At 63.7% G+C, this 20,065-nt stretch carries 9 protein-coding genes, 3 rRNA genes and 1 pseudogene; 11 read left to right on the forward strand and 2 right to left on the reverse strand.

Annotated features, from left to right (window positions below; genetic code table 11):
• Positions 1–70: 70 nt before the first annotated feature.
• Complete coding sequence (locus JOF57_RS00585; RefSeq protein WP_209912638.1) at positions 71–910, reverse strand: helix-turn-helix transcriptional regulator; 840 nt, start codon at positions 908–910, stop codon at positions 71–73.
• 59 nt (positions 911–969) lie between these two features.
• Here JOF57_RS00585 and JOF57_RS00590 point away from each other — a divergent pair, with 59 nt between their 5' ends.
• The 9 genes and pseudogenes from JOF57_RS00590 to JOF57_RS00630 all read left to right on the forward strand — a co-directional run bounded on the left by JOF57_RS00590 (position 970) and on the right by JOF57_RS00630 (position 16,643).
• On the forward strand, positions 970–2,667 hold the full coding sequence (locus JOF57_RS00590; RefSeq protein ID WP_209912640.1) for an AMP-binding protein: 1,698 nt from the start codon (positions 970–972) through the stop codon (positions 2,665–2,667).
• The gene (locus tag JOF57_RS00595; RefSeq protein WP_209912642.1) at positions 2,664–4,292 is read left to right on the forward strand and encodes an AMP-binding protein; all 1,629 of its coding nucleotides are present in this window, start codon (positions 2,664–2,666) and stop codon (positions 4,290–4,292) included. The genes JOF57_RS00590 and JOF57_RS00595 overlap by 4 nt, the downstream gene beginning before the upstream one ends.
• Positions 4,293–4,792: 500 nt before the next feature.
• A 16S ribosomal RNA gene (locus JOF57_RS00600) occupies positions 4,793–6,312 on the forward strand.
• A 382-nt stretch (positions 6,313–6,694) separates the two neighbouring features.
• Positions 6,695–11,310: ribosomal RNA gene (locus tag JOF57_RS00605) — 23S ribosomal RNA — on the forward strand.
• A gap of 155 nt (positions 11,311–11,465) precedes the next feature.
• Positions 11,466–11,579: ribosomal RNA gene (gene rrf / locus JOF57_RS00610) — 5S ribosomal RNA — on the forward strand.
• The 16S, 23S and 5S rRNA genes sit together here, the layout of an rRNA operon.
• Positions 11,580–11,712: 133 nt before the next feature.
• A pseudogene (locus JOF57_RS00615) lies at positions 11,713–13,099 on the forward strand (ISL3 family transposase).
• Positions 13,100–13,257: 158 nt separating this feature from the next.
• Positions 13,258–13,653: a hypothetical protein gene (locus JOF57_RS00620; protein ID WP_209912645.1), complete on the forward strand. Its 396-nt coding sequence runs from the start codon at positions 13,258–13,260 to the stop codon at positions 13,651–13,653.
• A 240-nt stretch (positions 13,654–13,893) separates the two neighbouring features.
• Entirely contained in the window at positions 13,894–14,634 is a 741-nt protein-coding gene (locus JOF57_RS00625) for a hypothetical protein (RefSeq protein WP_209912647.1), read from the forward strand.
• Between the two features lie 14 nt (positions 14,635–14,648).
• Positions 14,649–16,643: a YhgE/Pip family protein gene (locus JOF57_RS00630; protein ID WP_209915647.1), complete on the forward strand. Its 1,995-nt coding sequence runs from the start codon at positions 14,649–14,651 to the stop codon at positions 16,641–16,643.
• Between the two features lie 61 nt (positions 16,644–16,704).
• Here JOF57_RS00630 and JOF57_RS00635 read toward each other — a convergent pair whose 3' ends face one another.
• Positions 16,705–18,174, reverse strand: coding sequence for an acetyl-coenzyme A carboxylase carboxyl transferase subunits beta/alpha (locus JOF57_RS00635; protein ID WP_209912648.1), 1,470 nt, complete (start codon positions 18,172–18,174; stop codon positions 16,705–16,707).
• A gap of 26 nt (positions 18,175–18,200) precedes the next feature.
• Between JOF57_RS00635 and JOF57_RS00640 the strand changes: the two genes are divergently transcribed.
• Both JOF57_RS00640 and JOF57_RS00645 read left to right on the forward strand, forming a co-directional pair.
• A complete protein-coding gene (locus JOF57_RS00640) occupies positions 18,201–18,935 on the forward strand; it encodes an enoyl-CoA hydratase (protein ID WP_209912651.1) in 735 nt (244 codons plus the stop codon).
• Position 18,936: 1 nt separating this feature from the next.
• On the forward strand, positions 18,937–20,052 hold the full coding sequence (locus tag JOF57_RS00645) for an MBL fold metallo-hydrolase (protein WP_209912653.1): 1,116 nt from the start codon (positions 18,937–18,939) through the stop codon (positions 20,050–20,052).
• Positions 20,053–20,065: the final 13 nt, after the last annotated feature.

The raw sequence follows: 20,065 nt of genomic DNA on the forward strand, positions 1-20,065 counted from the left end.
TTACGCTGAAGATTACTGCCACCTGGTGACCGCAATCTTCAGCGCAAGTGTCCCGGGCGATCCGCGCTTGTCAGGGGATCTGGCGCAGCCGCCGGGCCTTGGACACCGCTTCGTGGCGGTTGCGGGCCCCGAGTTTGGCTGCCGCGCTGCGCAGGTAACTCTTCACCGTTTCGGGCTTGAGGGAAAGCCGCTGGGCCGCTTCGGCATTGGTGCACCCCAGGGCGACCTGTGCCAGCACGTCGACCTCGCGGACCGTCAGCGGGGCGCTGGCCGGCGGGTCGCCGCGCAACGCCACCGCCAACCGGTCGGCGAGCTCGCGCAACGGCCCGGCCAGGTCCGGGGTACCCGCGGCCAGCCGGCGCAGGTCGGCGTGTACCTCACGGATCTGCTCGGCGTCGGCCGGCACGTCGGTGAAGTTGGTCAGCGCAGCCTCGCGCATCCGCATGCGGCGGTCCACTTCGTCGCGCACGCGTAGCTCGTCGCTCAACCGCTGCGCCGAGGCCACCATCGCGGCGGCGGTGCGGCCCCCGATCGGCGCGCTGGTGCGGTGGGCCCCGTAGAGCACGGCCCGGGCCGTGCCGTCGACGACCACCGGCACCGCCAGGATCGAACGGATGCCCTCGGACAGCACGGGCTCGTCGTAGTCGTGGGTGATGGTCGAGGCCCGCCGGTAGTCGGGCACCGAGATCGGGCGACGCGACACCAGGCTCGCCCCGCCCAGTCCGGCGCGGGGTAGCACCGCGAGCCCGCGCATCGCGCCGGTGCGGGTGCCGAAGAACTCGCTCAACAGCAAGGTGTCGTCTTGCACCTGCCCGCCGAAGGTCAGCGGAAGACCGGTGTCGGTGGCCATCCGGCGCAGCTCGGCGCGCATCGCATCGGCGTCGCGCGGCCGCAGCAACCAGGGGCGCATCGTAGGTACACACTTTCGGGGGTAGCGGACAGGCAAGTGTGACGTAGAGCATAACTGTCATGAATGTCGTCGCGAGCAACACGGACCGCTACCGCGGTGCCCGTGACCAGCTGGTTGCCACCATCGCGGACTACGGCCGGGCCGTCGAGGAGTTCGCGTGGCCGCAGATCAGCGGCACTTTCAACTGGGCGATCGACTGGTTCGACGCCATCGCCGGGGGTAATGACCGCACGGCGCTGTGGATCGTCGAGGAGGACGGTTCCGAACAGCAGGTCACCTTTGCCGAGATGGCGCAGCGGTCCGACCGCGTCGCGGCCTGGCTGCAGGGCCTCGGGGTGGGCAAGGGGGACCGGGTCTTGTTGATGCTCGGCAATCAGGTCGAATTGTGGGAGGCCATGCTGGCCATCGCCAAGCTGGGCGCGGTCATCATGCCGACCACCGGGGCGCTGGGGCCGGCGGATCTGGCCGACCGCATCACGCGCGGCGGCGCGCGGTTCGTCATCGCCAACACGGCCGACGCAGTCAAATTCGCCGAGGTGCCGGGCGACTATGTGCGGGTCGCGGTGGGCCAGGCTCCCGTCGGCTGGCACCGCTACGCCGACGCGTACGCGGCGACGCCGCGTCGCTTCGAGGCGTGCACCACCGTCGATGACCCGATGCTCATCTACTTCACCTCGGGCACCACGAGCAAGCCGAAGCTGGTCGAGCATTCCCAGGTCTCCTACCCGGTCGGGCACCTGACCACGATGGCCTGGATCGGCGTCAGGCCCGGCGACGTGCATCTGGCGATCAGCTCACCGGGTTGGGCCAAGCACGCCTGGAGTTGCTTCTTCGCACCGTGGATCGCCGAGGCGACGATCTTCGTCTACAACTACGCGCGCTTCGATGCGGCGGCGCTGCTGAACCAGTTGCGGCGGGCCGGGGTCAACACTTTCTGCGCCCCGCCGACGGTGTGGCGCATGCTCATCCAGGCGGACCTGGGCGAGCGGCCCGAGGGGCTGCGGGAAATCCTCGGCGCCGGTGAGCCGTTGAACCCCGACGTGATCGCCCAGGTCGAGAAGGCCTGGGGGCTGACGATCCGCGACGGCTTCGGGCAGACCGAGACCTCTCTGCTGGTCGGTAACACCCCGGGACAGCCGGTGAAGCCCGGCTCGATGGGCCGGCCGATGCCCGGTGTGCCGGTGGTGCTGGTGGATCCGATCACGTCGACCCCCGCCGAGGAGGGGGAGATCTGCCTGGACCTCGCGGCGCAACCGCACAACCTGATGACCGGCTATCTCGGTGACCCGCAACGCAATGCGGCCGTGATGGCCGGCGGTTACTACCACACCGGTGACGTCGCGGCCCGCGATGACGACGGCTACATCACCTACATCGGCCGCACCGACGACGTGTTCAAGTCGAGCGACTACAAGGTGTCGCCGTTCGAGTTGGAGAGCGTGCTGATCGAACACCCGGCCGTGGTCGAGGCCGCGGTGGTGCCGCAACCCGATGACACCCGGCTGGCGGTACCCAAGGCGTACGTCGCACTGGCCGACGGCTGGGAAGCCAACGCGCAGACCGCGAAAGACGTCATGGCCTATGCCCGTGACCATCTCGCGCCCTATCTCAAGGTGCGCCGGGTCGAGTTCTTCGAACTGCCCAAGACGATCTCGGGCAAGATCCGTCGCGTCGAGCTCCGCAATCGTGAGGATGCGGCGCATGAAGCAGGCGAACCGATTTCCACTGAATACCGATACGAGGACTTGCTGGGATGAAATCGTATGACGCCGGCCCTACGGATGTACCCGTGCTCGACGAGACCATCGGGGCGAACTTCGAGCGCATGGTGGCGGCCGGCCCGGACGCCGACGCGCTGGTCGAGGTGGAAACCGGGCGGCGCTGGACCTACGCCGGGCTCAACGATGAAGTCGACGCGGTGGCAAGGGGACTCATCGCCTCAGGCGTCGAGAAGGGCGACCGTGTCGGCATCTGGGCGCCCAACTGCGGTGAGTGGGTGATCCTGCAACTGGCGACGGCCAAGATCGGCGCGGTCCTGGTCAATATCAACCCGGCCTACCGCACCCACGAATTGGGCTACGTACTCAAGCAATCCGGGATACGAACCCTGGTGTCGGCTACCGCGTTCAAGTCCTCCGACTACGTGACGATGGTGGCCGAAGTGCAGGCGGAGTGTCCCGCGCTGAAAGACATCATCTACCTCGGCACCCTGGACTGGGATCGGTTGCGCACCGAGCAGGCCGACGAGGGGCAGTTCCGCGCCCGGTTCGACGAGTTGTCCCACACCGATCCGATCAACATCCAATACACCTCGGGAACAACCGGATTCCCCAAGGGAGCGACGCTCAGTCATCGCAACATTCTCAACAACGGGTTCTTCGTGGGCGGGCTGATCAATTTCGGCCGTGGTGACCGGGTGTGTATCCCGGTGCCGTTCTATCACTGCTTCGGCATGGTGATGGGCAATCTCGGGGCGTTGACCCATGGTGCGACGATCGTGATCCCGGCACCGGGATTCGATCCGGGGATCACGTTGGCCGCCGTCGAGTCTGAGGGCTGCACCGCGCTGTACGGGGTGCCGACGATGTTCATCGCCATGCTGGGTCATCCCGACTTCGCCCAGTTCGACCTGTCCTCGCTGCGCACCGGGATCATGGCAGGTTCGGTGTGCCCGGTCGAGGTGATGAGGCGTGTGGTGGCGGACATGCACATGGCCGAGGTGGCCATCTGTTACGGCATGACCGAGACGTCACCGGTGTCGTGCCAGACGCTGGTCGACGACGATCTGGACCGTCGCACCGCCACCATCGGGCGGGCACACCCGCATATCGAGGTCAAGATCGTGGACCCGGAAACCGGTGAGACCGTCGAGCGCGGTCAGTCGGGGGAGTTCTGCACCCGCGGGTACTCGGTGATGCTCGGCTATTGGAACGACGAGACCAAGACTCGCGAGGCCATCGACCCCGACGGCTGGATGCACACCGGCGATCTGGCGGTGATGCGTGAGGACGGCTACTGCACGGTGGTCGGCCGGATCAAAGACATGGTGATCCGGGGTGGGGAGAACGTCTATCCGCGAGAGATCGAGGAGTTCCTCTACACCCACCCCGACATTGACGATGCGCAGGTAATCGGGGTTCCCGATGCCAAGTACGGGGAAGAGCTATGCGCCTGGATCCGGATGAAGCCGGGCCGCACCCCGTTGGATGCGCAGGCGGTACGCGCTTTCGCCACGGGCAAACTGGCGCACTACAAGATCCCGCGCTATGTGCACGTGGTGGACGAATTCCCGATGACGGTCACCGGCAAGATCCGCAAGGTCGACATGCGCGACGAAACCGTCAAGCTGCTCGGGCTCGACCCCGGCCCTGCTGGCGGGTAGGCGCCGACGAACGCCGATCCCCGTCGATCGTCGCCAACGTAGAACGAAGCAACCTCGGTAATTTGGCGCGGAGCTGCGACGTTGACGCCGGCCTCCGGCGAGGACAGGAGCGGGTCCATCGCCGGAGATGCCGCGGTGACCGGCCGATTTGATTAGTGGGTCCTCTCTGCCGTAACTTATTGCAAGTCAGAGCGACACGGACAAGCGCCGGGGAGCGAAGACGAAATCCGAGTGAGACGCCCATTACGGTGGGTTTTCTCAGTGTCCGTACTAAAGTTCAGCGGCTTTTCGCCGCGGGGTTTGTGTGCGGCAAGCTCGGGCGTGTTGTTTGAGAACTCAATAGTGTGTTTGGTGGTTTTTGTTTGTTGTTTTTGGCCACGCTCTTTTTCCCGTTTAGGGTGTGGCTTTGTTGTTTTTTTGATGCCAGTTTGTTGGTGTCTTTTGTTTGTGATCGGATTTTTCTGATTGAATTCTGCCTGGTTTTTGGACTGGGAAGTTTTTGTTTGGAGAGTTTGATTCTGGCTCAGGACGAACGCTGGCGGCGTGCTTAACACATGCAAGTCGAACGGAAAGGCCCTTCGGGGTACTCGAGTGGCGAACGGGTGAGTAACACGTGGGTGATCTGCCCTGCACTTTGGGATAAGCCTGGGAAACTGGGTCTAATACCGAATATGACCGCGCACTTCCTGGTGTGTGGTGGAAAGCTTTTGCGGTGTGGGATGGGCCCGCGGCCTATCAGCTTGTTGGTGGGGTAATGGCCTACCAAGGCGACGACGGGTAGCCGGCCTGAGAGGGTGACCGGCCACACTGGGACTGAGATACGGCCCAGACTCCTACGGGAGGCAGCAGTGGGGAATATTGCACAATGGGCGCAAGCCTGATGCAGCGACGCCGCGTGAGGGATGACGGCCTTCGGGTTGTAAACCTCTTTCAATAGGGACGAAGCGCAAGTGACGGTACCTATAGAAGAAGGACCGGCCAACTACGTGCCAGCAGCCGCGGTAATACGTAGGGTCCGAGCGTTGTCCGGAATTACTGGGCGTAAAGAGCTCGTAGGTGGTTTGTCGCGTTGTTCGTGAAAACTCACAGCTTAACTGTGGGCGTGCGGGCGATACGGGCAGACTAGAGTACTGCAGGGGAGACTGGAATTCCTGGTGTAGCGGTGGAATGCGCAGATATCAGGAGGAACACCGGTGGCGAAGGCGGGTCTCTGGGCAGTAACTGACGCTGAGGAGCGAAAGCGTGGGGAGCGAACAGGATTAGATACCCTGGTAGTCCACGCCGTAAACGGTGGGTACTAGGTGTGGGTTTCCTTCCTTGGGATCCGTGCCGTAGCTAACGCATTAAGTACCCCGCCTGGGGAGTACGGCCGCAAGGCTAAAACTCAAAGAAATTGACGGGGGCCCGCACAAGCGGCGGAGCATGTGGATTAATTCGATGCAACGCGAAGAACCTTACCTGGGTTTGACATGCACAGGACGCCGGCAGAGATGTCGGTTCCCTTGTGGCCTGTGTGCAGGTGGTGCATGGCTGTCGTCAGCTCGTGTCGTGAGATGTTGGGTTAAGTCCCGCAACGAGCGCAACCCTTGTCTCATGTTGCCAGCACGTAATGGTGGGGACTCGTGAGAGACTGCCGGGGTCAACTCGGAGGAAGGTGGGGATGACGTCAAGTCATCATGCCCCTTATGTCCAGGGCTTCACACATGCTACAATGGCCGGTACAAAGGGCTGCGATGCCGTGAGGTGGAGCGAATCCTTTCAAAGCCGGTCTCAGTTCGGATCGGGGTCTGCAACTCGACCCCGTGAAGTCGGAGTCGCTAGTAATCGCAGATCAGCAACGCTGCGGTGAATACGTTCCCGGGCCTTGTACACACCGCCCGTCACGTCATGAAAGTCGGTAACACCCGAAGCCGGTGGCCTAACCCCTTGTGGGAGGGAGCCGTCGAAGGTGGGATCGGCGATTGGGACGAAGTCGTAACAAGGTAGCCGTACCGGAAGGTGCGGCTGGATCACCTCCTTTCTAAGGAGCACCATTTTGATTCCCCCGCCCCCACGACTGTGGGATCAGTGCGGTTGGGATATTTCAGTCAGGGATCTGTAGTGGATTTCTGGTGGGTGCAGTCAACAAACTTTGCGTGGGATGCGGGAAAGCGTCCTGGGGAAAATCATCGAACACACTATTGGGCTTTGAGACAACAGGCCCGTTTTTCCCTGGCCCCTGTGTGGGGTGGGAGGCGTGTTGTTGCTCCATCTTTGGTGGTGGGGTGTGGTGTTTGATTTGTGGATAGTGGTTGCGAGCATCTAGCACGCAAAATGTGTGGTCACATTCCTTCGGGGGTGGGGCCTGGTTTTGTGTGCAATTGATGTGCAATTTCTTTTGAAACTCATTTTTGGTGTTTGTGTTGTAAGTGTTTAAGGGCGCATGGTGGATGCCTTGGCACTGGGAGCCGATGAAGGACGTTGGAGGCTGCGATATGCCTCGGGGAGCTGCCAACCGAGCGTTGATCCGAGGATGTCCGAATGGGGAAACCCAGCACGAGTGATGTCGTGTTACCCACTACTGAATACATAGGTAGTGGGAGGGAACGCGGGGAAGTGAAACATCTCAGTACCCGTAGGAAGAGAAAACAAAAGTGATTCCGTGAGTAGTGGCGAGCGAAAGCGGAAGATGGCTAAACCGTATGCATGTGATACCGGGTAGGGGTTGTGTGTGCGGGGTTGTGGGACCTGTTTTTCCAGTTCTACCTGACTGGAGGGTAGTAAGAAAATGTCGTGGTTAACGGAAGTGGTTTGGGATGACCTGCCGTAGACGGTGAGAGCCCGGTACGTGAAAACCTGACATCTGCCTTGAACAGTGTTCCCGAGTAGCAGCGGGCCCGTGAAATCTGCTGTGAATCTGCCGGGACCACCCGGTAAGCCTGAATACTTCCCAGTGACCGATAGCGGATTAGTACCGTGAGGGAATGGTGAAAAGTACCCCGGGAGGGGAGTGAAATAGTACCTGAAACCGTGCGCTTACAATCCGTCAGAGCCCTCCTTCGTGGTGGGGTGATGGCGTGCCTTTTGAAGAATGAGCCTGCGAGTCAGGGACATGTCGCGAGGTTAACCCGTGTGGGGTAGCCGCAGCGAAAGCGAGTCTGAATAGGGCGTATCCAATCCAGAGGGGTTGGTGTAGTGGTGTGTTCTGGACCCGAAGCGGAGTGATCTACCCATGGCCAGGGTGAAGCGCGGGTAAGACCGCGTGGAGGCCCGAACCCACTTAGGTTGAAGACTGAGGGGATGAGCTGTGGGTAGGGGTGAAAGGCCAATCAAACTCCGTGATAGCTGGTTCTCCCCGAAATGCATTTAGGTGCAGCGTCACATGTTTCTTGTTGGAGGTAGAGCTACTGGATGGCCGATGGGCCCCACAGGGTTACTGACGTCAGCCAAACTCCGAATGCCGACAAGTCTAAGAGTGTGGCAGTGAGACGGCGGGGGATAAGCTCCGTGCGTCGAGAGGGAAACAGCCCAGATCGCCGGCTAAGGCCCCTAAGCGTGTACTAAGTGGAAAAGGATGTGCAGTCGCGAAGACAACCAGGAGGTTGGCTTAGAAGCAGCCACCCTTGAAAGAGTGCGTAATAGCTCACTGGTCAAGTGATTGTGCGCCGATAATGTAGCGGGGCTCAAGTACACCGCCGAAGCCGCGGCAACGAACTAGTTTCGTTGGGTAGGGGAGCGTCCTGCATCCGGTGAAGCAGCAGAGTGATCTAGCTGTGGAGGGTGTGGGAGTGAGAATGCAGGCATGAGTAGCGAATAGGCAAGTGAGAACCTTGCCCGCCGAAAGACCAAGGGTTCCTGGGCCAGGCCAGTCCTCCCAGGGTGAGTCGGGACCTAAGGCGAGGCCGACAGGCGTAGTCGATGGACAACGGGTTGATATTCCCGTACCCGTGTATGTGCGTCCATGATGAATCCATTGTGCTAACCATCCAAAACCGTCGTGACCGATCCCTTCGGGGTGAGGCGTTGACGGGGCTGCGTGGGACCCCGGTGGGTAGTAGTCAAGCGATGGGGTGACGCAGGAAGGTAGCCGTACCAGTCAGTGGTTGTACTGGGGTAAGCCGGTAGGGAGTCAGATAGGCAAATCCGTCTGGCATTAATCCTGAGAGGTGATGCATAGCCGTTTGAGGCGAATTCGGTGATCCTATGCTGCCAAGAAAAGCCTCTAGCGAGGACATACACGGCCCGTACCCCAAACCAACACAGGTGGTCAGGTAGAGAATACTAAGGCGTACGAGTGAACTATGGTTAAGGAACTCGGCAAAATGCCCCCGTAACTTCGGGAGAAGGGGGACCCCCATATCGTCAAGGCTTTTGCGGCCGGCAGCGGGAGGGGGTGGCACAAACCAGTGAGAAGCGACTGTTTACTAAAAACACAGGTCCGTGCGAAGTCGCAAGACGATGTATACGGACTGACGCCTGCCCGGTGCTGGAAGGTTAAGAGGACCCGTTAACCCTTCGGGGTGAAGCGGAGAATTTAAGCCCCAGTAAACGGCGGTGGTAACTATAACCATCCTAAGGTAGCGAAATTCCTTGTCGGGTAAGTTCCGACCTGCACGAATGGCGTAACGACTTCTCAACTGTCTCAACCATAGACTCGGCGAAATTGCACTACGAGTAAAGATGCTCGTTACGCGCGGCAGGACGAAAAGACCCCGGGACCTTCACTACAACTTGGTATTGGTGCTCGATACGGTTGAGCAATGATCAGAACCTGTGGATGAGCCTCGGCGAGGCGGCGTAGGAAAGGGCGCACCTTCCCGAGGATGATCTGAATGTCGAAGGTCTGATCAAGAGCCGGCGTTGGCGCGCTGGTTCGGGAAGGTACGCCCATGCTCACGGTAGTTCACGATGCGGATTCATCCAACGAGGATGCTGGCTCGTCGCGGTCGTTGCTCGATGAGATTGTCCGCGACGGTGCCCGCCAGATGCTGGCCGCAGCGTTGCGGGCTGAGGTCGCCGCCTACATCGAGGCTCATGCCGGTGAGCTTGATGAGAACGGGCACCGGCTGGTGGTGCGCAATGGCTATCACCGCGAGCGCGAGGTGCTCACCGCGGCGGGCGCGGTGAGTGTGACCGCGCCGCGGGTCAATGACAAACGTGTTGACCCGGACACTGGTGAGCGGCAACGGTTTTCCTCGGCGATCCTGCCGGCGTGGGTGCGCAAGTCGCCGCAGATGACCGAGGTGTTGCCGTTGCTGTATCTGCATGGCTTGTCGACCAGTGATTTCGGTCCGGCGTTGGAGCAGTTCCTGGGCTCGGGTGCCGGCTTGTCGGCCACGACGATCACCCGACTCACCACGCAGTGGCAGGACGAGGCCAAGGCCTTCGAGGCCCGTGATCTGTCGGGCACCGACTACGTCTACCTGTGGGTCGACGGCATCCATCTCAAGGTGCGCCTGGAGCAGGAGAAGCTCTGTTTGCTGGTGATGATCGGTGTGCGCGCTGACGGCCGCAAGGAGCTGGTCGCGCTCACCGACGGGTACCGGGAGTCGGCCGAGTCGTGGGCTGATCTGTTGCGGTCGTGCCGACGTCGCGGGATGACCGCACCGGTGCTGGCCGTCGGCGATGGGGCCCTGGGGTTCTGGAAGGCCGTGCGTGAGGTGTTCCCGGCCACCGGCGAGCAGCGGTGCTGGTTTCACAAGCAGGCCAATGTTCTTGCCTGCCTGCCAAAGTCGGCTCATCCGGGGGCGATCGCGGCGATGCGGGAGATCTACAACGCCGAGGATATCGACCACGCGCAGGTGGCGATCAAGGCGTTCGAGGTGGACTACGGCGCCAAGTACCCCAAGGCGGTCGCCAAGATCGTCGATGACGCCGATGTGCTGCTGGAGTTCTATAAGTACCCGGCCGAGCACTGGGTCCATCTGCGCACTACCAACCCGATCGAATCAACGTTTGCCACGGTACGTTTGAGGACCAAGGTGACCAAGGGGCCGGGTTCACGCGTCGCCGGAATGGCCATGGCTTACAAGCTGATCGACGCCGCGCAAGCCCGCTGGCGAGCCGTCAACGCACCGCACCTGGTCGCTCTGGTCCGGGCCGGCGCGATCTTCCACAAAGGCAAACTGCTCGAGCGACCCACCGACATCACCCCGTCGGCGGACTCGGCACCGACCGAATCAACTGGAACGGAGGTCGCCTGAAACAAGCCGATCCACAGGTATTGACAATTCCTCCGATACGGTTTGTGTAGGATAGGTGGGAGACTGTGAAATTCACACGCCAGTGTGGGTGGAGTCATTGTTGAAATACCACTCTGATCGTATTGGGCCTCTAACCTCGGACCGTATATCCGGTTCAGGGACAGTGCCTGGTGGGTAGTTTAACTGGGGCGGTTGCCTCCTAAAATGTAACGGAGGCGCCCAAAGGTTCCCTCAACCTGGACGGCAATCAGGTGTTGAGTGTAAGTGCACAAGGGAGCTTGACTGCGAGACATACATGTCGAGCAGGGACGAAAGTCGGGACTAGTGATCCGGCACCTCTGAGTGGAAGGGGTGTCGCTCAACGGATAAAAGGTACCCCGGGGATAACAGGCTGATCTTCCCCAAGAGTCCATATCGACGGGATGGTTTGGCACCTCGATGTCGGCTCGTCGCATCCTGGGGCTGGAGCAGGTCCCAAGGGTTGGGCTGTTCGCCCATTAAAGCGGCACGCGAGCTGGGTTTAGAACGTCGTGAGACAGTTCGGTCTCTATCCGCCGCGCGCGTCAGAAGCTTGAGGAAATCTGTCCCTAGTACGAGAGGACCGGGACGGACGAACCTCTGGTGTACCAGTTGTTCCACCAGGAGCACGGCTGGATAGCCACGTTCGGACAGGATAACCGCTGAAAGCATCTAAGCGGGAAACCCCCTCCAAGACCAGGCTTCTCACCCTTTTAGAGGGATAAGGCCCCCCGCAGACCACGGGATTGATAGGTCAGACCTGGAAGCCCAGTAATGGGTGAAGGGAACTGGCACTAACCGGCCGAAAACTTACAACAACCAACAAACAACCAATGTTTGATGAGTTTCAGTAAGACGCACATCTGCTACGCAACCACACCACAAACCACACACGACACTTGTGTCGGGACATGGTTCCCCATGCCCCACCACCAAAACACAAGGTTTACACTCAATAACGAGTGAATAGAGTTACGGCGGTCCATAGCGGCAGGGAAACGCCCGGTCCCATCCCGAACCCGGAAGCTAAGCCTGCCAGCGCCGATGATACTACCCTGTCGGGTGGAAAAGTAGGACACCGCCGAACACAAATTAAGACCCGAGCCCTCCAATTCCGATTGGAGGGCTCGGGCATTTTTGTATCCAAATACACGCCTAATTCGGCTCTTCCGACTTGATGGGGGTCTGGTGTGACCGATTGGGTTCGTGTCGGTGACTGATTGAGGGCTCGCGCCCTTGTCAACTGGGTGTTCTCTACGCATCCAGAGCAAAGGCGCGAGCATGTCTGACAATAGTGGTTCCCTGCTGCTTGGACTCGACGGCATCACCGTGGAGTCCGTGCAAGTCGATGACGGCGATGTCCGCATCGTTGAGGTGGGCACAGCGCTCGAGTGGGTCGGGATCTGCCCGGACTGCCGAACCAGATCGTCGCGGTCGAGGGGTTGGGTCACGACTCGGCCCCGGGACATCAAGATCGGTGCGGACCGGCCGCTGATCATGTGGCGAAAGCGGAAATGGTTGTGCACCAACACCTCCTGCGAACGCAGGTCATTCACTGAGTCGACGCCGTCGATCCCGCCGCGGGCTCGGGTGACGGTGCGAGCCAAGGCGGAGATGGCCCTGGCGGTCCTCGACGACGACCGCTCGGTCAAGGCCGTCGCCGCCGCGTATGGCTGTAGCTGGAACACCTGCCATGACGCGGTGATCGCCACCGCGGATCCGGTCCTGGCCGGTGAACCGCCCCCGGTGCGGGTGCTGGGCATCGATGAGACCCGCCGCGGGAAGGCCAAGTGGGAGACCTGCCCGGAGACCGGGGCCCGGGCGTGGGTGGACCGCTGGGACAGCGGCCTGGTCGACATCACCGGCGCCGGCGGGTTGCTGGTCCAGGTCAACGGGCGTGCCGCGCGGCCGGTGACCGACTGGCTGACCCAGCGCGAGCAGGCGTGGAGGGACGGGATCGAGTTCGTCGCGATCGACATGTCGGGGGCCTACGCCAAGGCCGCCCGCGAGGCGTTGCCGCACGCGAAGCTGATCGTGGATCGCTTTCATCTCGTGAAGAAGGCCAACGAGATGGTCGATCGGGTTCGCCGCCGCGTCACCCAGACCTACCGCGGACGCCGCGGGCACAAGAGCGATCCGGAGTGGATCAACCGCCGCCGGCTGCTGCGCGCCGCCGAACGGCTGACCGACGATCAACGCCACACGCTGTTCGAGAAACTGACCTGCGCAGACCCCAACGGGGACATCGCGGCGGCCTGGATCGCCAAGGAACTGCTGCGAGATGTGCTGGCCTGCACCGACCGTGGCGGTCTGCGCTACGAGATCGGCGACGCGCTGTACCGGTTCTACACGTTCTGCGCGGCGTGCTCGGTACCCGAGATCGTCAAGCTCGCCGAAACCATCTCCGCGTGGCAGGAACCGATGATCCTGGCCATCACCACCGGGCTGTCCAACGCCCGCAGCGAGGGCTACAACAGAATCGTCAAACACGTCGGCCGAATCGCGTTCGGATTCAGAACACCGGACAACCAACGCCGCCGCGTACGGTGGGCCTGCACCCGCCAATCACGGCGAGCGCCATCCAGAACCAGGCTCCGCCCCTGCTAAGTCGGAAGAGCCCCTAATTCAGGCACCAATTCCATTGATATTCGATCCGCCGGCCCCGGCGTGGAGTGATTTCGACGGCGCAGCCGTTCTACCGGGGTGTGAAGCTATTGCGTGGGGTTCCGGCCGCGGCCGACACCAAGGGCTGCGACGATAGAGGTATGTCGACCGCACACGCCTGCAGCATCCTGGGGCGGCGGATGTGTGCGCTGCTGGCAGCGGCCTCGGCGCTGCTGCATGTGGTGATGCTCGGCGTGGCTGCCAACCTGGCGGCCGGGGTGGTGCTCGCGGCGATGATCGTGGGTTGTCTGTACTGCGCTGCTCATCTATGGCAGCGCGGCACCTCTGGGGGCTGGTGCGCGGTGGCATTGATGAGCTTGGCGATGGTGGCGCTGCACACGCCGATGCCCGCGCATCACCACGGCGCTGGTGTTGCCCCGGTCTCGGCCCCGGTGATGTCGTCGGTGATGGCCCTGGCCGTGGTGCTGGCGCTCACCGAAGCCACGATCGCCGCTGCGGTGCTGTATTACCGCACCCGGCACCGCTCCGTCATCTGATCAAGCGTTCAATATTCGTTGACGGCGGTGGCGTCACCACCGAACACGTCGTTGACCACCCCGGCAAAACACGTATTCCGTTCTCGCCCAGGATGGTTTCTCCCATAGGAAAGACCTGTCCTAACCCGGGGAGTCTCGCGACGTCGTTGGATCAGTGGCCTGTGTTCGCGTAAGCGGTCGTCCGAGAAGCAGGGATTGCGGTTGCCGGTGCGTGACGACCGGATGTGTTGTGATGGGCCTATGCCTGAGCAAACTCCCGAGCCTGACACCGGCGAGGACGAGCAGAAGCCACCGGCAATCACCGCGCGTGCGATCGCCATGCACGGCCCATGGGGCCCGGTGTACGGGCCGATCGACCTCGACATCGACGAGGGCGGTGTCACGGTGTTGGTCGCCGCGGCGGGTACCGGTCGCACCGCCTTGCTGATGACGTTGGCCGGGCGGATGAGAACGGCGCGCGGGCAGCTGACCGTGTTCGGGCGTACCCGGGCACCCGACATCTTCCGCTCCGCGGCGCTGGCCGGGATCGACGAGCTCGACACGGTGTCGGAGTCGGTGACGGTGCGCGACCTGGTGACCGAACAATGCCGCTGGGATGCGCCCTGGTACTCGCTGGTCGCCCGTGCCGACGAAGGCACCCTGGCCGCTCTGTGTGCTCCGGTGTTCGGGGATCTGCCGTTGCCTTCGCTGACGTCGTACTTCGACGGGCTCACCGAGCTCGACCAGATCCTGCTGCGTATCGCACTGGCCAATACCGGCAGCCCGCCGCTGCTGGTGGTCGGAAACCTCGACTACCTCACCGATGACCGCAACCGCGACATCCTGCTGGGCCGTCTGATCGCGTTGGGGGAGAAGCAGACCGTGGTCACCGCGACGGTCAACGGGGTGCCCGGTCATCTGGCCCCGGCCGTACGTGCGCAGGTGACAGTGCCCAACACGACGCTGGCCGAGCTGGCCGGTTCGCAGAAAGGTGGCAAGTAGCCGTGCTAGCCGGAATGTCGTTGGGTACCGACCTCAAACGTTTCTCGCGCGGCACGATGCCGCGTATCGCGCTGGTGACGGTGATCCTGCTGCCGCTGCTGTACGGCGCAATGTATCTGTGGGCGTTCTGGAACCCGTTCGGTGAGGTGAACAAGGTTCCGGTGGCGTTGGTCAACGAGGACCGGGGCACGGTCGCCGAAGGGCAGCTGATCAAGGCCGGCGATGAGGTCGCCGATGCGTTGGTCGACTCGGGTCAGCTTCAGTTACACCGGGTTTCGGCGCAGGAGGCGGCCGATGGCGTGGCCGGCGGCAAGTACTACTTCTCGATCACGCTGCCGGAGGATTTCAGCACCAGCATCTCGTCACCGTCGGGTGGATCCCCGCACCAGGCCAACATTCGCTTCACCTTCAACGACGCCAACAACTACCTGGGTTCGATCATCGGGCAGAACGCGGCTCGTGAGGTGATCAACCAGATCAACGCGAACATCGGCGAACGCACAGTCGGCACGGTGCTGACCGGGCTGACCGATGCCGGGGCGGGCCTGGTCAAGGCGGCTGACGGCGCGCAGCAGTTGGCGACCGGGAGCGCGGCGGCCAATGACGGTGCGCACCGGTTGTCGGCTGGAGCGGACGCCCTGTCTGCTGGCCTGGTCACCGCGCGCGACGGGTCCGCGCAATTGGCGGCCGGCACCAGGCAACTGTCGACGGCGGTCGATACCGCGACCGATCCGCTGCTCACGGTGCTGGACCGGGTCAGCGGGCTCGGCCTGGATCCCAATGAGGTCGGCATGGCCGCGCAGCGGTTGTCGGGTGCGGTGCGCTCGACAACCGACCGGATCGCGGCGTTGAACATCGACCAGGCGCAGGCGGCGGCGATTGTCGATCAGGCCGTCGGCATGCTGCGCAACAGCCCTGATCCCACGGTGCGCGACACCGGGGAGTTCCTGGCCGGTGCGCAGCGGCTGCTGCAGTCCCGGGGACTCGACCCCACCACCGATGAGGGTCTGATCCGGTTGCGGGACAACGCCGCCCAGTTGGAGAACGATCTGGGTGACCCGAACAGCAAGCTGCGGGTGTTCATCACCAAGGCGCTCAACGGCGGCCTGCGTTCCGACGTAGTCAAGCTGCGGGACGGCGCGCATCAGCTCAACACCGGTGCCCAGCGGCTCAACGGCGGTCTGGTGCAGCTGAGCAACGGGGGCCGTCAACTGTCCGGCGGGGCGGGCGATCTCGCCGCCGGCACCGAGAAGCTCCAGGCCGGCAATCAGCAACTGGCCACCGCGCTCAAACAGGGCTCCACCCAGGTTCCGTCGTGGACCCCGCAGCAGCGCACCGAGGTGGCGCGCACCCTGGCCGCGCCGGTGGCACTGGATATCCAGACCCACAATCCGGCTGCCACGTTCGGCACCGGTTTCGCGCCGTTCTTCCTGCCGCTGGCACTGTTCATCGGTGCGCTCATCATCTGGATGTTGTTGAAGCCGTTGCAGTCCCGTCCGGTGGTCAACGGACTGGGGGCGCTGAGGGTGGTGTTGGCCTCCTATTGGCCCGCCCTGCTGGTCGTGTTCTGCCAGGTCGTGGTGATGTACGCGGTGGTGCATTTCGGGGTGGGTCTGCAGGCCAAGTATCCGTTGTCCACCGTGGCGTTCCTGCTACTGGTGGCGGGCACGTTCCTGGCTCTGATCCAGGCGTTCAACGCCTTGTTCGGGGTGTCGGTGGGCCGGGTGGCGACACTCGCTTTTCTGATGTTGCAACTGGTTTCGGCCGGTGGCATCTATCCGGTGGAGACCACGGCCAAGCCTTTCCAGATCTTGCACCCGGTCGATCCGATGACCTACGCGGTCAACGGGCTCCGGCAGCTGATCGTGGGCGGCATCGATTCACGGTTGTGGATCGCGGTCGCGGTGCTGGCCGGTGTGCTGGCGGTGTCGCTGGCCGCCAGTTCATGGGCGGCGCGGCGAGATCGGCAGTACACCATGGACAGGTTGCATCCGCCGATCGAAGTGTGAGGAGCGATTTGTGCACCTCCGGTAACGGTCAGCGTTACGCAACGCACACAAATCGCTGGTGTCAGAGCCCGATCCGCCGGTAGCGGTCCAGCCGGGTCTGCAGCCGCTGCTCGCCTGGCACCGCATGCAATTGGGCAAGCTCGCCGGCGATGGCCGCCGACAGCCGCTCGGTGAAGGCTCGTGGTTCGTCGGCTGCATCGGGATGTTCGGGAACGATCACGTCGACGATGCCGTGGCGCTGCAGGTCCGTCGAGCGAACCCCTTGCGCGGCAGCCAGTTCCGGGGCATGCGCGGTATCGCGGTAGACGATGGCACTGGCGCCCTCGGGTGGCAGTGGCGCCAGCCAGCCGTTGGCGGCGGCCAGTACCCGGTCGGCGGGCACCATCGCCAGTGCGGGGCCGCCGCTGCCCTGACCCATCAGTACCGACACCGTGGGGGTGTCCAGCGTGACCAATTCGGCCAGGCACCGGGCGATCTCGCCGGCCAGCCCGCCCTGCTCGGCCTCGATCGACAGGGCCGGGCCCGGGGTGTCGATCACCAGAACCAGTGGAAGCTGCAGTCCGGCCGCCAAGGCCATGCCGCGCCGGGCCTCGCGCAGTGCACCGGGCCCGACCAGTCCACCCTCACTGCGGCGCTGGCCGACCACCACCGCGGGCTGCCCACCGAAGCGGGCCAGCGCGAGCAGCATCGTGGCGGCCTCGCCCCGCTCGGTACCCGACAGCAGCACCCGGTCGGTGGCACCGTGCCGCAACAGATACCCGACGCCGGGCCGGTCCGGCCGCCGCGAGGCCAGCACCGATTCCCAGGCCGGTACATCGGGCAGGGGCTCAGGGGCCGGCGCGGGAGGAAGCGGAACTGGAGTATCCAAGACCACCCGCAGGGTGCGGTCGAGCGTGTCGCGCAGCAGAGCCAGCGGCACCACCCCGTCGATGACGCCGTGGGCGTGCAGGTTCTCGGCGGTCTGCACACCGGAGGGGAAGGGTTCGCCGTACAGGTGCTCGTACACCCGTGGGCCGAGGAAGCCGATCAGCGCGCCGGGCTCGGCAGCGGTGACGTGTCCGAGTGAACCCCAGGACGCGAACACCCCGCCGGTGGTGGGGTGACGCAGGTACACCAGGTAGGGCAGGTGGGCCTGCTTGTGCAGTTCGACGGCTGCGGCGATCTTGACCATCTGCAGGAACGCCACCGTGCCTTCCTGCATGCGGGTTCCGCCCGAGCTCGGCGAGGCCAACAGCGGCAGCCCCTCAGCAGTGGCGCGGGTGACCGCGGTGGTGATCCGCTCGGCGGCGGCAACCCCGATCGACCCGGCGAGGAAGTCGAACTCGCAGGCCACGACGGCCACGCGGCGACCGAAGATGGTGCCCTCGCCGGTCAGCACGGACTCGTCGAGCCCGGTCTTCGACGACGCCTCGGCCAGTTCGCGCTGGTAATCCTCGGAACGGGCGACGTCGAGGGGCGGGGCGTCCCAACTGCGGAACGAGCCCTCGTCGAGCACTGCATCGCGAAGCGCGCGGGCGCCGATCCGACTCACGGCTCGAGCCTATATAGGCTGGCCGCATGATTGGTATCACCAGAGACGGCGATGTCCTGACCCTGGAACTGCAACGTGCCGAGCGGCGCAACGCGCTGAACTGCGAGCTTGTCGATGGCCTGCGGGAAGCGGTCGAGCATGCCGCCGAGCAGGATGTCCGCGCCATCGTGGTGACCGGGGCCGGATCGGTGTTCAGTTCGGGTGCAGACCTGACCGACGCCGCCGGAATGGCCGAGAAGCTCCCCGACAAGGCGTTGGCGCTGAACCTGGCGATCGACAAGGCCCCGGTTCCGGTCATCGGCGCGATCAACGGCCCGGCGATCGGCGCGGGCGTCATCCTGTCGATGATCTGCGATCTGCGCGTCGTCGCCCCGGAGGCCTACTTCCAGTTCCCGGTCGCCCGGTACGGGCTGGCTTTGGACAACTGGAGTATCCGGCGGCTGACCTCACTGGTCGGCCACGGCCGGGCGCGGGGCATGCTGCTCGGCGCGGAGAGGCTCACCGCCGAGACCGCGCTGCAGACCGGCTTGGCCAACCGCATCGGCACGCTGGCCGACGCGCAGAAGTGGGCCGCCGAGTTGGCCGGGTTCGCGCCACTGGCATTGCAGCACGCCAAGCGCGTGCTCAACGACGACGGCGCCTACGAAGAGTCATGGCCGGCCCACAAGGAACTGTTCGACAAGGCGTGGAGCAGCCAGGACGTCATCGAAGCCCAGGTGGCCCGGATCGAGAAGCGGCCGCCGAACTTCCACGGGGCCTGACATGCTGCGCGCCGCGCTGGGGTTCGGAGCCAGGTCAGCCTCCCTGCTGGCCGGTGGTTGGTTGTTGCGCGCGCTGAACGGGACCTATGCCTCGGTGGGTGCGCTGCCCCGCGATATCCGCCCGGTGGCTCAGCGGTCCCTGCAGTACGCCGACGGTGTGTTCGTCAACATCGAGTCGGCCTCGCCCGGAATCAGCATGGGCCGCGAAGAGCGGCGCATGTTGATCGCCGAGCTGCTCGGCTCGGGTTCGGTGAGTCGGCCGAGCGGGCCGATCCCGCTGGTCGAACCTACTGAAAATGACGGCGGGGAAGCGGCCGTGTGCGCGGTGTCCTGGTACGGGCACTCGACCGCGATGGTGGAGATCGACGGTTACCGGGTGCTGACCGATCCGGTGTGGAGCAAACGCTGCTCGCCGTCGCGGGTGGTGGGCCCGCAGCGGCTGCACGAGCCGCCGCTGCCCCTGGAGGGGCTTCCTGCCGTCGACGCCGTGGTGATCAGCCACGACCATTACGACCACCTCGACATCGAGACGATTCTGGTGTTGGCCCGCACCCAGCGCGCGCCGTTCGTGGTGCCGCTGGGCATCGGGGCGCATCTGCGCAAGTGGCGGATCCCCGAAGACCGCATCATCGAGCTGGACTGGAACGAGAGCCACCAGATCGGCGAGCTGACCCTGGTGTGCACGCCGGCCCGGCACTTCTCTGGGCGGCTGTTCCAACGCAACACGACGTTGTGGGCGTCGTGGGCTTTCATCGGGCCGCAGCACCGGGCGTTCTTCGGCGGGGATACCGGCTACACCAAGAGTTTCTCCGAAATCGGTTCGGAGTACGGGCCTTTCGACCTGACGCTGCTGCCGGTCGGGGCGTATCACCCGGCCTGGCCCGATATCCACATGAATCCCGAGGAAGCGGTGCGCGCCCATCTGGACGTCACTGATTCCGGGTTGCTGGTGCCGGTCCACTGGGCGACGTTCCGGCTGGCGCCCCATCCCTGGGCCGAGCCGGTGCGACGCCTGCTGACGGCCGCCGACCCGGCCGGCGTGCAGATCGCCGTGCCGCGCCCGGGGCAACGGGTGGACGCCGAGTCTGCGGCGCGCGACCCGTGGTGGGAGTTCTGACCGCCCGCGGATG

This window comes from Mycolicibacterium lutetiense, from assembly GCF_017876775.1.
GTDB classification, from domain to species: Bacteria; Actinomycetota; Actinomycetes; order Mycobacteriales; family Mycobacteriaceae; genus Mycobacterium; species Mycobacterium lutetiense.